General features: G+C 73.8%; 12 protein-coding genes. 9 read left to right on the top strand and 3 right to left on the bottom strand.

Translation table 11 applies throughout. The features are described 5' to 3' along the window. Position 1: 1 nt before the first annotated feature. A complete protein-coding gene (locus AQJ30_RS38290; protein WP_159052427.1) occupies positions 2-172 on the bottom strand; it encodes a hypothetical protein in 171 nt (56 codons plus the stop codon). A gap of 327 nt (positions 173-499) precedes the next feature. On the opposite strand from AQJ30_RS38290, the gene AQJ30_RS36255 reads away from it, so the two are divergent. The 4 genes from AQJ30_RS36255 to AQJ30_RS38865 all read left to right on the top strand — a co-directional run bounded on the left by AQJ30_RS36255 (position 500) and on the right by AQJ30_RS38865 (position 5432). Next, positions 500-2551, top strand: coding sequence for a DUF1996 domain-containing protein (locus tag AQJ30_RS36255; RefSeq protein ID WP_067242463.1), 2052 nt, complete (start codon positions 500-502; stop codon positions 2549-2551). Between the two features lie 384 nt (positions 2552-2935). Beyond that, positions 2936-4417 carry a diacylglycerol/lipid kinase family protein gene (locus AQJ30_RS36250; protein ID WP_079084550.1) on the top strand — a complete coding sequence of 494 codons (1482 nt, stop codon included), beginning with the start codon at positions 2936-2938 and terminating at the stop codon, positions 4415-4417. After that, positions 4410-5000 carry a phosphatase PAP2 family protein gene (locus AQJ30_RS36245; RefSeq protein ID WP_067242461.1) on the top strand — a complete coding sequence of 197 codons (591 nt, stop codon included), beginning with the start codon at positions 4410-4412 and terminating at the stop codon, positions 4998-5000. Before AQJ30_RS36250 ends, AQJ30_RS36245 begins: the two co-directional genes overlap by 8 nt. A gap of 258 nt (positions 5001-5258) precedes the next feature. Continuing rightward, a complete protein-coding gene (locus AQJ30_RS38865; protein ID WP_169808516.1) occupies positions 5259-5432 on the top strand; it encodes a hypothetical protein in 174 nt (57 codons plus the stop codon). A 43-nt stretch (positions 5433-5475) separates the two neighbouring features. Here AQJ30_RS38865 and AQJ30_RS40175 read toward each other — a convergent pair whose 3' ends face one another. After that, a complete protein-coding gene (locus tag AQJ30_RS40175; protein ID WP_067242458.1) occupies positions 5476-7296 on the bottom strand; it encodes an NlpC/P60 family protein in 1821 nt (606 codons plus the stop codon). A 286-nt stretch (positions 7297-7582) separates the two neighbouring features. Then, positions 7583-7939 carry a helix-turn-helix transcriptional regulator gene (locus AQJ30_RS36235; protein ID WP_067242457.1) on the bottom strand — a complete coding sequence of 119 codons (357 nt, stop codon included), beginning with the start codon at positions 7937-7939 and terminating at the stop codon, positions 7583-7585. Positions 7940-8114: 175 nt separating this feature from the next. Between AQJ30_RS36235 and AQJ30_RS36230 the strand changes: the two genes are divergently transcribed. The 5 genes from AQJ30_RS36230 (at position 8115) to AQJ30_RS36210 (ending at position 12901) form a co-directional block, all read left to right on the top strand. After that, on the top strand, positions 8115-8771 hold the full coding sequence (locus AQJ30_RS36230; protein ID WP_245727317.1) for an ANTAR domain-containing protein: 657 nt from the start codon (positions 8115-8117) through the stop codon (positions 8769-8771). Between the two features lie 165 nt (positions 8772-8936). Beyond that, positions 8937-10286, top strand: coding sequence for a transaminase (locus AQJ30_RS36225; protein ID WP_079084549.1), 1350 nt, complete (start codon positions 8937-8939; stop codon positions 10284-10286). A 19-nt stretch (positions 10287-10305) separates the two neighbouring features. Further along, the gene (locus tag AQJ30_RS36220) at positions 10306-10746 is read left to right on the top strand and encodes an Lrp/AsnC family transcriptional regulator (protein WP_067242453.1); all 441 of its coding nucleotides are present in this window, start codon (positions 10306-10308) and stop codon (positions 10744-10746) included. Between the two features lie 103 nt (positions 10747-10849). After that, entirely contained in the window at positions 10850-12466 is a 1617-nt protein-coding gene (locus AQJ30_RS36215) for a serine/threonine-protein kinase (protein ID WP_067242450.1), read from the top strand. A 45-nt stretch (positions 12467-12511) separates the two neighbouring features. Further along, on the top strand, positions 12512-12901 hold the full coding sequence (locus tag AQJ30_RS36210; protein ID WP_342671656.1) for a hypothetical protein: 390 nt from the start codon (positions 12512-12514) through the stop codon (positions 12899-12901). Positions 12902-12987: the final 86 nt, after the last annotated feature.

The raw sequence follows: 12987 nt of genomic DNA, 5'->3' as shown, positions 1-12987 counted from the left end.
CCTAGGCCCCCGGGTCGTCGTCGATGCCGTGCGCGCGGGCGATGCGCACGGCGTCGTCCACCTCGTCCTGCGCCACGGCGACCTGATACGCGTCGTCGGCCTCCAGGGCGGCCGCGAGCGCGGCCCGCGCCGCTCGCACCCGCTCCTGCACGGCCTCGGTGAAACCGCCCACCGAGGACCTCCTCCCCGGACCCCCGCCCGCCGGTCCGGCCGGCCGGTCGGGGCACTGAATCGAACAGGCCTTCAACTGTACTGGTCAGCCCTGGTGTCCGGACCTCGGCGGAATGATCCTTGGGCGACACCGATGAGAAATCTCTGTGAATCGGAGTGACGGTTGAACACACCGTCCTCCGACTCCGTATGGGACCGGGGGGATTTCAGGCCGAGCCGCCCACGAAGCGTAGGAGCACTCTTGGGACACAACAGGCGCAGACGCCCGACCGGCGGACGACGCGCGACCTTCGCGGCAGTCGCCCTCATCCTGGGCGGCGGGGGACTGATGGCGGCGAACGTCTATGCCTCCGCCACCGAAGGCGGCTCGGGATCCGACGGGAAGCCCTGGACCACGGGCGCCGTCACCCTCGACTGCCCCGACATCGGCAGCGAGTTGACCACCGTGCCGGACGACGCACGGGCCGAGGTCGACAAGGAACTGGCCCTGCTGGACCAGCAGATAGCCGCGGCCTACCAGCAACTCCAGGACAACGCCCAGGCCGTGCGGCAGGACGACTCCTTCGCGGACAACGCGGTCATGAACCCGTTGAAGGAGAAGCGGAGCGCGACGATCGAGCGCATCGCCGTCGCCGTCGACCGCACGGGCGACCGCCCGCAGGGCCTCGACGACCTCGCCGAGTGCACGCTGCGCACCGACGAGTCGCAGAACGCTGACAACGGGCAGAGCGGCGACGACGGGCAGGGCGGCCAGGACGGCAAGGGCGACCAGAACGGCGGCGACCAGCAGAACGGCAACGGCGGCCAGGCGGGCAACGGCGGCCAGGACGGCAAGGGCGAGCAGAACGGCAACGGCGGTCAGGCCGGCAACGGCCCCGTGCCCGCCGACTACGTGGACATCACCACCGTCCAGCCCGCGCAGCAGCCCGCGGACCCCGCCTCCGGCCCCTCCCGCGGCACCTTCGCCACCAGCTGCGGTGTGAACAAGGACGGCCTGTTCAACTCGGACAACGTCATCGTCGCCCCCGGCGTGAGCAACGGCGCGCACCACTTCCACGACTACGTCGGCAACCAGTCGAACACCGCCTTCGCCTCCGACGAGGACCTGGCGAAGGCGCAGACGAGCTGTGTGGACCAGGGCGACAAGTCGACCTACTACTGGCCCGTGCTGCGCCTGCAGAACGGTACGCAGGAGCGGGACGCCAACAGCCCCGGCGGCGGCATCGAGGGCAACGCGGGCCAGATCGTCACTCCCAAGGACGTCACGCTGACCTTCGTCGGCAACGCGCGGTCCAAGGTCACCGAGATGCCGCGGCTGCTGCGCATCATCACCGGCGACGCCAAGGCCTTCGTCAACGGCCCGGCCAACGCCAACGCCTCCTGGAGCTGCACCGGCTTCGAGGACCGCCAGCTCAAGGACAAGTACCCGCTCTGCCCGTCCGGCAGCGACGTGGTGCGCACGTTCCACTTCCAGAGCTGCTGGGACGGCCGCAACATCGACAGCGCCAACCACCGGACGCACGTGGCGTTCGCCGCCCCCGACGGCGGCTGCCCGGAGGGCTTCCGCGCCATCCCGCAGCTCGTGCAGCGCATCGTCTACGACGTGGACGCGCCCAGCCTGGACGACGGCGGCCGTACGACCCCGCTGTTCGCGGTGGACTCCTTCCCCGAGCAGCTGCACAAGCCGGTCACGGACCACGGTGACTTCATCAACGTCTTCGACGAGGGCCTGATGCGTCAGATGGTCGACTGCATCAACGAGGGCCGCCAGTGCGGCGCCGGCCAGGGCGGAGGCGGCGCGGACAACGGCAACGGCGGCGACACCGGCAACGACGGCGGCGACACCGGCAACGGCGGTGGCGCGGGTGACGGAGCCGGGGCCGGCGACAACGGCGCCGGTGGCGGCACGGGTACCGGCGACGACGGCACGGGCAACGGCAACGGTGGCGGCGCCGACAACGGCTCCGGCGGTGGTGCCGAGGAGCAGCCCCCGGCGACCGCGACCGCCGAGGCACCGCAGGACGAGCCCTCCGACTCGGCTCCCCAGGCGGGCAACGGCGGCGGCGCCGCGACCCCCGGCGACCAGCCCCGCGTCTACTCGAAGCCGACGATCGCCGCGACCTCGTCGCCCGCCCCGAAGGACGCGGGCGGCAACGGCAGCGGGTCGAACGACCAGGCCGCCGGTGGCAACGCGGCGGCCGCGGACTCCGTCTCCACGCCGGCCCCCATCGCCCAGGACACGTCGACCGGCACGGAACCGCAGGCGAGCCAGGGTGGTCTGGCCGAAACGGGAGCGCAGCTGTGGCCGGCGGCCGCGGGCGCGGTCCTCGTCCTGGCCGGCGTCGTCCTGTTGTTCCGCCGCGGGCGCCGCTCCTTCTGACGCCGCTGCTCGGGACACCCGGCGCACGGCACGCCAGGCCCGTTCGGACGCACCTTCCGGGGTGTCCGAACGGGCCTGCGGCTTTCCCCGGTGGCCCCTGATCCCTGCCCCCTGACGCGTCGCGCTGCGCTCGGATCGTGGCCCCCGCGACACCCGCACGTCACTCGAACGGCTGATCGTGGAGAGGATGGGCACCGCGGCGCCGCGGCGGACGTTCATCGATCGACGGGCCGACGGGTCTCTCCCGCTCCGCCCCGACATGCCGTCCGGCGTGCGCTTCACGACGATGGGCAGGAGCAGGACAGGAGCGGACCGAGGGACGGCAGCACACAGCAGGGAACGGCGGGCAACCGTGGGGGGACGAGGCGACATGGCGGACACGACATGAGCAGTACGGGCAGGACCGACGGCACCGGGCGGCACGGAACCGCCGACCGCGACGTGCGCCGGGCGCGCCGCTGGGCCAGGGTCGCCCTGCTGTTGGTCGTCGGCGCGGCCCTCGTGGTGACGGTGGGCGCCGGCTCGGGCGGCTGGCTGGTGCTGGTCGCCGGTCTGGTCGGCCTGGCCGTGGCGGGTGCCGGACTGTGGTGGGCGCTGACCCACCGGCGGGTCGGCCGACTGCTGGGCGCCCTCCTGGCCGTCGGCGCACCGGTGGGCGTCATCGTGATGTACGCGGCGTCGGGACTGTGGCCGGCCGCCGTCGGCGGGCTGTCCCTGTGGGCGGCCGCCCTGGCCAGCGCGCGGTCCGCCCTGCGCAAGCTGCGCCGACCACGGGCCATGCGCACCCGCAGGACGCTGCGGCCGCGCCGACCCGTCCTGATCATGAACCCGCGTTCCGGGGGCGGCAAGGTCGAGCGCCACGACCTGGTGACGCGCGCCGAGACACTGGGCTGCCGGGTGATCCTCATCGACCCGGACAACCCGACCGACCCGGGCATGGAGGCCACGCGCGCCCTGGCCGCCGGTGCCGACTGCCTCGGCGTCGCGGGCGGCGACGGCACCCAGGCGCTGGTCGCCGCGGTCGCCGCGGCGCACGGTGTGCCGTTCCTGGTCGTCCCGGCCGGCACCCGCAACCACTTCGCCATGGACCTGGGCCTCGACCGCACCGACCCGGTGCGAAGCCTCGACGCCCTGACCGACGGCGTGGAACTGCGCGTCGACCTCGGCGACGTCGACGGCCGCCCCTTCGTCAACACGGTGTCCTTCGGGGCGTACGCGGAGATCGTGCAGAGCCCCGAGTACCGGGACGCGAAGACGGCCACCGCGCTGGAGCACCTCCCCGACCTGCTGGCCGGCGAGGCGGGCGCCACGCTGGACGTCCGCGTCGACGACACCGTCCTGCACGACCCGCAGGCGGTCCTCGTCAGCAACAACCCCTACGCCCGCGCCGACCCGCTCGGCGGCGGACGCAGACCGCGGCTCGACTCCGGGACGCTGGGCGTCATCGGCATCCGCGTGGAGGGCGCGGCCCAGGCCGCCGAACTCGCCCTGCGCGGGGAGCGGGCCGGCAGCATCACCGCCGTCACCTCCCGACGCGTGGACGTGGCGGCCGACCAGGACCGGATACCGGTCGCCGTCGACGGCGAGGCGCTCGTCCTGCCCACCCCCGTGGTGTGCACCCTGCGCCCGGGCGTCCTGCGGGTCCGGGTGCCGCGCCGGCGACCCGGGGCCACGTACGCTCCGCCCTCCGTCGACTGGCGGCACATCGTGGACCTCGCCTTCAACCGGCCCTGGCGCGACCCCGACGGCGAGGACCCCCAGGACGCGGGCGTGATCGCCCCTTCCGAATCCCGACCGGCACGGAGGACGACGACGGTGGAGCGTCGTGCCCCGGCCCCGAGCAGCAAGGAGGCGGGCGATGCCTGACCACCGTCCCTCGGCCCGTACGACCGCGGTCAGCCTGGGGCGTGACCTCATGGCACTGGACCGGGCGCTGTACGAGGCGGTGACCGTCACGCGGACACCCACCCTGGACAGCGCGCTGCGGCGCCTGTCCACGGCCGCGGACCACTCCAAGTTGTCCTTCGCGGCCGCCGCGCTGCTGGCCCTGCGGCCCGGCCGCAGCCGCCGGGCCGCCGTCGTGGGGGTCGCCGCGATCGGTGTGGCCTCGGCGACGGCCAACCTGCTGGGCAAGAAGCTCGTACGCCGTCCCCGGCCGCACCGGGCCGTGGACTCGCCGTTCCCGGGGCGCCACGTGCCCATGCCGGAGTCGGCGTCGTTCCCGTCGGGGCACACCGCGTCGGCCGTGGCGTTCGCGGCGGCCGTGAGCCCCGTCCTGCCGGCCGCCACCCTCCCGCTGGGCCTGCTGGCCGTCGCGGTCGGCTACTCGCGGATCCACACCGGGGTGCACTACCCGGGGGACGTGATCGCCGGTGCCGTTCTCGGGACAGGGGCCGCGGCGACGGTGCTGGCGGTCGCCGGGGCGAGGAGTGGCGCGTCGAGGAAGTGACGGGTGGACACGCTCCCATCACCGTGCGTAAAGGGGAGGTGCAGGGAGGTGCCCGTCGTCACAGGGGTGCCAACTGGCCGTGTCTGGAAGGAAGATGCTGTGGGCGCTGCCGGTTGGTGACCTTCCCCACTTAGGGCCGGGCAAGGGGAAGGCATGGCTTCCACTACCGTCAGTAACATGATCAACTTGTCGTTTTGGATGGTCTGTACAGGCAACGTTCCATCCCCGACTCGTCGACCCCTTCACCCGGAGGCCCCCATGCACTCGCCCGAAGACGCCCTGCACCAGGCGCGCGCCGTGTACGAGGAGCACCGGCGCACGTGCCGGCAGTGTGCCGTCGATACGGTCCCGTGCGCCGTGGCCAAGCACCTGCTGCGCATCTACAACAACGCCAGAAGAGGTCTGGGGCGCCAGAGTTCCGCCCTGCGCTGACCGGAGCGGGAAGGGGGGCGCACCGGTTGCCCGGTGCGCCCGCTCACGCCGGGCGCACCGCGCAGCGGATGGCGTCCTGTCCCGCGTGGAAGATCGACTCCTCGCGGACGAACGCTCCCGGGCCGGGCGCGTGGATCATCAGGCCGTCGCCCGTGTAGAGCCCGGTGTGCCGCAGACCGTCGAAGAAGAAGACCAGATCGCCCGGTTGCAGGTCGGCCAGCTCGACCGGCGTGCCCGCCTCCGCCTGGTCGGCGGTGGCCCGGGGCAGCGGCAGGCCCGCAGCCGTCCAGGCGGCCTGGGTGAGGCCCGAGCAGTCGTAGGAGCCGGGACCCTTGGCGCCCCAGACGCAGGGCTTGCCGAGCTGCGCGCGGGCGAAGGCGACGGCCTTGTCGGCCTTGGCCGTGTAGACGGGGGCGGGGTCGCCGCCGACCGTGGCGGGGACGGCGGGAGCGGCGACGGGGCCTTCGGGTGCGGTGCGGGGCGGGAGGGTGGCGGCAGCGAAGCCGCCGGTGTCCGCACCCGCAGGGGAGGGGGCGACGAAGCCGCCCGTGCCCGCCGCTGCGGAATCGGGGGCAGCGAGGCCGCCGGTGTCCGTCAGTGCGGAGGGAATGGCGAAGCCGCCCGTGTCCGTGAGGGCGAAGGGGGCGGCGAAGCTGCCGGTGTCGGTCAGGGGCAGCGGGGTGGCGAAGCCGCCCGTGTCGGCGAGGGGTGACGGAACGGCGTACGCGCCGGTGTCCATGAGCGCGGACGGGTCGGCGTAAGCGCCGGTGTCCGTCAGTGCGGACGGGGCGGGGAAGCCGCCGGTGTCCTGGGTCCCCCAGGGGGCGGTGCTCGTCTGCAGCGCGCTCCAGGTGTGGGCGCCGGTCTCCTGCATGCCCCAGGTCATGGCACCCGTGTCCTGTGGTGCCCAGGTCATGGCAGCGGTGTCCTGCGCGCCCCAGGACGGGGCGCCGGTCTCCTGCGTGCCCCACGTCATGGCGCCGGTGTCCTGCGCCGCCCAGGGCGTCGAGCCGGTGTCCTGAGTCGCCCCGGTCGCGGCGCCGGCGTCCTGACCGCCCCAAGCTGTCGTCCCGGTGTCCTGGCCTCCCCAGGCCGTGGCTGCGGCGTCCTGTCCTCCCCAGGCCACGACCCCGGTGCCCTGCACTCCCTGGGTCATGGCGCCGGTGTCCTGCGCCCCCCAAGTCACGGCGCCGGTGCCGTACGTCGGCAACTGGCCGGTTTCCCAGGCCGGTTGGGCCGGGAGCGGCTCGGGGGTCGGTGCGGTGCGGGGCGAGTACTCGGGCTGGGCGGGAGTGGGCGCAGGGGCGGGGGTGAGGGCCTGCGGGGCCGCGGTGCCGTCGCCGTGTGACGCGCGTAGCCCGTCCGTCGAAGGCGCCGGAGGCAGTGCGGGCAGGGTGCGTGCGGTCAGTTCGGGGACGTTCCGTTCGGCGGACTCCAACTCCCGTGCGCCCGCGGGCCCGACGGCGCGGGGCGGACGCGGCGCCAGTGCGGGGCGTTCGGGTGCGCGGTCGCGGGGCAGGACGGCCGGCACGGTCGGCCCGAACGCGCTGCGGGCCGTGTCGAACCACTGCCGGGCCACGGCGCTGACAGCGGCGTCGTTCGAGCGCCCGGCAGGGGAGCCGCGGCGTGCGCCGGACGCCATGGCGCGGGTGGCGTTGAAGGTGCCGGTGTCGGACTCGGCGCGGTCGTACAGGGCGTTGACCCGCTGCTGGACCTCGGCCCGGCTCGGCGGGACGAGCTCGTCGAGGAGGGCGGAGCCGGTGGGCTGGGCCGGGACGGAGGGGAGGGTCGTCACGGCGGGGGCGGAGCCGAGCAGCCCGACGAGGTCGGCGCCCACGAGGTCCTGGCTGCGGTCCGTCGGCATGGCGGACGTGCTCCTTCCGTGCTCCACCGGTCGGGCGTTCGGCGCGGTGCGGGGGAGACGTCCCCGCAGTGCCGGCGGTGCGGGTGGTGCCGGCGACGCAAGGCGGTACCAGCGGTACCCGCACCCGTCAGGGTGCCGCGGACTCGGTGGGGGTCGCGCGGTCCGGCGGGGTTCGCCGGAGTCGGTCGTGCGGCCCGGGCGTCAACCTAGCCAACTTGTGTGACTGGTGTGAAGATTCACGCCTCGAATGTCCGATACGTTTTCGTGACCTTCGTCTCGTGTGGTTTCAAGTGCCGAGCGCATCCAGCCCTTTGGGGTGGGCGTCCACCTCGTGTCCGCGGGCCGCCTCGTCGTGGGCGAGCAGGGACAGCAGGGCGGCCACCGTCAGCCCGGCCTCCGCCGGATGGCGCAGGACCTTGGCGGGCTCGATGATGTAGGTGTTGCCGCGCCCGGTGCGGGTGTGGGACAGGTAGCCGTCCTGCTCCAGGTCGGCGATGATCTTCTGGACGGCACGTTCCGTGAGCCGGCAGTGCGCGGCGATGTCACGGATCCGGGCGCTGTGGTTGTCTGCGATGGCCGCCAGGACGCGCGCGTGATTGGTGAGGAACGTCCATCCTGTGTGTGGCTCGGGCACTCCCTCCATGAAGGGGATTCTATGGCCTCACGTTCATGAAATCAAAAGACGGAACCATCGTTCATGCATTGATTGACGTGCTTGGGGTAACCGAGCGACGCTTGAGCTGAGAACGGAAGAGACCGGGGGAGGCGGTCATGCCGGAGCCTGCGCACGACACGCCCCCCGGAGCAGGGAGGCCGCCGTGCGGGCAAAGGTGGATGGTGCGTCGGCGGTGCGGGCCGCGCCCGGACCGGTGATCGACGTCCGCCCCGAAGGTGACCGTGCCGTCGTCAGGGTGCGCGGTGACCTGGACCTGCATGCGACACGGCCGCTGGAGCGAGGGCTGCGCACCGCCCTCGTCTCGTCGGTCCACGGCGTCGACCTGGACCTGTCGGAGGTCGGCTTCTGCGACTGCGCCGCGCTCAACATCCTGCTCGCGGCTCGTCAGCGGGCCCTGATGGAGGGCAAGACGCTGGACCTGACGGCGACCGCCCCGACCGTCGACCGCGTCCTCGACCTCACCGGCACCCGGTCCCTGTTCGCGGACCCCGACGGTACGGCGGAGCAGGGCGCCGACGAGGAGGACCTGCGGGAGCTGCGCGTCGAGGTGGTCCAGCTGCGGCGCGCCATGCAGACCCGTCCGGTGATCGACCTCGCCCGGGGCATCCTCATGGCGTCGTTCGGGCTGGGCTCCGAGGAGGCGTGGCGCGTCCTCGTCACCGCCTCCCAGCACGCCAACACCAAGCTCCACCACCTGGCCCAGGACATCGTCTCGACCGCGGAGGGCGGTGAGCCCCGCGAGCAGATCCGGGAGCAGCTCGCCGCGGCGGTCGCCAGGGTCCGCGCGGAAAGCCCCTGAGCCCAAGCACGCCAAGTCCCTGAGCCCAAACCCGCCTCGCTCGATTCACGCGTTCCGGCGATCGAATCGATCGTTCACTCTTGCTTTCGCCACGCATCCGATCGTACGTTTCCCTCATTCCTTTCTGACTCTCCGCTTTTCTCCTCCCTCCGATCGGGGTGCGCCATGGACCGAGCCCGACTGCGTCACCTGCTGGCCCGCGAGAGCGCGGAGGCCGAGGCGCGGAACCCCCGTTCGCAGGCCGCCTACGCGCGCGCCGACCACCTCTTCGGCCGCGTGCCGATGACCTGGATGAACAAGACGGCCGGGGCCTTCCCGCGCTACCTGGCCACCGCGCGCGGCGCCCGGGTGACCGACGTCGACGGGCACGAGTACGTCGACTTCTGCCTCGGTGACACCGGCGCCATGACGGGCCACTCGCCGGCCGCGGTCACCGCGGCCGTGCAGCACCGTTTCGCCGAGCTGGGCGGAGCGACGGCGATGCTGCCGACCGAGGACGCCGAGTGGGTCGGCGCCGAGCTGACCCGCCGGTTCGGCCCCACCCGCTGGAGCTTCTCGCTCACCGCGACCGACGCCAACCGCTGGGCCATCCGCCTCGCCCGCGCGGTCACCGGCCGGCCGAAGATCCTCGTGAACAGCTACTGCTACCACGGCAGCGTCGACGAGTCCCTGATCGTGACCGGTCCCGACGGCACGGGCACCGCCCGCCCGGGCAACGTCGGCGCGCCCTGCGACGTCACCCTGACCAGCCGCGTCGCCGAGTTCAACGACCTGGACCAGCTGGAGCGCGAACTCGCCCACGGCGACGTGGCCGCCGTCCTCATGGAACCCGCCCTCACCAACATCGGCATCGTGCTGCCGGAGCCGGGATACCTCGACGGGGTCCGCGAACTGACCCGCCGCCACGGCACCCTGCTGATCAACGACGAGACGCACACCTTCTCCGCCGGACCCGGCGGCTGCACCGCGGCCTGGGACCTCGAGCCGGACGTCCTGACCATCGGCAAGGCGATCGGCGGCGGCATCCCCGCCGGCGCCTACGGACTGTCCGCCGACCTCGCCGACCGGCTGCTCGGCCGCGACGACCTCGACCTGGTCGACATGGGCGGCGTCGGCGGCACCCTCGCGGGCAACGCCCTGTCCGTCGCCGCCATGCGCGCCACACTCGAACACGTCCTGACCGACGACGCGTTCGCCCACATGCACCGGCTCGCCGAGCGCTTCGAGGCGGGCGTCGGCGCGGGCATCGAGAAGCACGCGCTGCCCTGGTCGGTGAGCCGGCTGGGGGCCCGTACCGAGTACCGGTTCAGCTCCCCGGCGCCCCGCACCGGGACCGAGGCGGCGGCCGCCGGCGACACGGAGCTGGAGGACTTCCTCCACCTCTACCTCGCCAACCGTGGCATCCTGCTCACCCCCTTCCACAACATGGCGCTGATGTGCCCCGACACCACCGAGCAGGACGTGGACCGGCACACCGAGCTGTTCGCCGCCGCCCTGGCGGAACTGGCCGGCTGACCGGCGGAGAGGACCACCCGTGGACGAGATCGACCGGGCCATCCTGCGGGAGCTCCAGACCGACGGACGCATCGCGTACGCCGACCTCGGCCCGAAGGTCGGCCTGTCCGCCTCGGCCGCCCGCCAGCGCCTGCAACGCCTGCTGGACTCCCGGGCGGTGCAGGTCGTCGGGGTCACCGACCCGATGGCGATGGGCGGGCAGGCCATGGCGCTGCTCGGCATCACCGTCGACGGCGACCCCCGCCCCGTCGCCGACGCCCTGGCCACCCACCCGGAGGTGGTGTACTCGGTGCTGACCTCCGGCGGCTTCGACCTGTTCGCCGAGGTCGTCGCGCCCGGTGCCAAGGACCTGCTGGACTTCGTCAACGACGTCGTCCGCGCCGTCGAGGGCGTGAGCGGCGTCCAGTCATTCCCCTACTTCGGCATCCACACCCACCGCTTCCTGTGGGACGTCGGCTGAGCACCCACACCGGGCACACCGGCCAGGACGTATCCTGCTGGGCGCCCCCGCGAGCCGACGGGCCGGGGGCGCGGGGGAGTTGCCGACGAGGGGGAGACCGTACGTGCGACCACTGGAACCCGGCGACCCGCTCGCGGTCGGCGGCTACCCCCTGCTGGCCCGGCTCGGCGCCGGCGGCATGGGGCAGGTCTACCTCTCCCGCACGCCCGCCGGGCGGGCGCTGGCGCTGAAGACGATCCGGCCCGACCTCGCGGCCGACCCGGACTTCGGGCCGCGCTTCGCCCGCGAGATCCGCACCAGCGACCGCGTCCGCACCCCGTGGACCGCCTCCGTGGTCGACTTCAGCCCGCCCGGCGGACACCCGCAGTGGCTGGCCGTCGAGTACGTCACCGCGCCCTCCCTCGCCGACTGGGTCACCGCCCACGGCCCCCTGCCGCCCGCCGCGGTCCGGGCCCTGGCCGCCGAACTCGCCGCCGCCCTGGCCGCGGTGCACGCGTGCGACCTCGCCCACCGCGACGTCAAGCCCTCGAACGTGCTGCTGGCCCGGGAACGCCCCGTCCTGATCGACTTCGGCATCGCCCGCGCCGCCGACGAGTCCCGGCACACCCGCACCGGAGGGGCCGTCGGATCCCCGGGGTACCTCGCACCCGAGCAGGCGTCCCACGGGGCGGCCGGCCCGTCCGGCGACCTGTTCTCCCTGGGCGCCGTGCTGGCGTACGCCGCCACCGGCCGTGGTCCCTTCGAACACCCCGGTGAGCAGGTCTCCGCGGCCTCGCTGCTCTACCGGATCGTCCACGAGGAACCCCGCCTGGACGGCGTACCGGAGGACCTGCTGCCGGTCGTACGACGGTGTCTCGCCAAGGACCCCGGGCAGCGGCCCACCACGGAGCTGACCGCGCTGTGGCCCCGCGCCGGACGCGGCACCGGCGCCGGCTGGGAGGAGTCCCTGCCGCCCGGCCTCACCGCCGACCTCGACGCCCGCGCGGCCGAGGTGACCCGGCTGTGCGCACCGCCCTCACCCCCGGCACACGCGATCCCGCCACTGCCCCCGACCCACACGGCCCCGCCGTTCGCCACCTCCCCGGCCCCCTCGGGTACGTGGCCCCCCGCGCCGGCGCCGACCGCCGGGCCGCCCCCCGCCCGGCGCTCCCGCGGCGCCCTGCTGTGGAGCGCCGCGGGAGTCGTCACGGCGGTCGCCGTGGCGACGGTCCTGTGGGTGAACCTCCTGGGCCCGGACGACGGCGACGAGGCCCGGAACGACGACGTCACCTCCGCGCCCGCGTCCGGCTCGACGCCCGGGTCCGCGTCCGCCGCCCTGTCCACGGCCTGGGCCGGCACCTGGACGGGCGAGGGCACCGGCAACCCGGACGCCGACGGCCGGCTGCAGCCCCGCACCAGCTCCTTCCGCGTCACCCTGACCCTGCACACGGCGGCCCGGGGAGAGCTCGCCGGGAAACAGGTCAGCAACGTCAGCGAGGTCGGCACCGGCCGGGAGGTCGGCTGCACCGAGGCGCTGGAAGTGCGGGAGGTCCACGGCTCCACCGCCACGTTCGAGGCGGTGACCAGCCACCCCACCGACCGCTCGGCCCCCGGACTCTCGTGCCCCGAGGGCAACGTGTACGTCGTCCGGCTCACGGGCGACGACACCATGACGCTGGGCGAGGAGGGCGCCCAGGCGGCGGGAGCACCCTCCGCCTTGCGCCGCGTGCCGACTTCCTGACCCGATGTCCCCGGGGGTGCGGCCGGGCTCTGGCAGGATCGGCGCATGAGCGTCCCGCGTCTCCCCTCCGGTCCCACGCGTCTCCCGTCCGCTCCCAACGGCCCGCACGGCTCCTGGCGTTCGCTGTGGTCGAAGCGCTCGGTCCTGTCGATCGGCTCGGTGGACTCGTTCCTGTCGATCGGCTCCGTCGGCAGTGCCCTGTCGGTCGCCTCGGTCGGCAGCTTCCTGTCCGTGGGCTCCGTCGGCTCCGCCGCGTCCTTCGCCTCGGTGGGCAGCTGGCTGAGCACCGGCTCGGCGCTGTCCGCCTGTTCGTCGGGCGCGACCCTCTCCTGGCGCACCCACCACCGCACCCGCACCACCGCCGCCGTGGCGGCAACCGCGCTGACCCTCACGGGACTTGGCGTGCTGTACGCCTACAGCTCCCGTAAGCCGTGAGTCCCGGGGTGCAGGCCGCCCTGCCGAGTCCGGCCGCAGCGGAACCCCGCCGCACCTGACGCCCGAACCCCTGCCGAGGTTGTACG

It is taken from the genome of Streptomyces longwoodensis (genome assembly GCF_001514125.1).
Lineage (GTDB): Bacteria > Actinomycetota > Actinomycetes > Streptomycetales > Streptomycetaceae > Streptomyces > Streptomyces longwoodensis.
The sequence above is the reverse complement of the archived record's forward strand: the minus strand, read 5'-3'. Positions and strand labels throughout refer to the sequence as shown.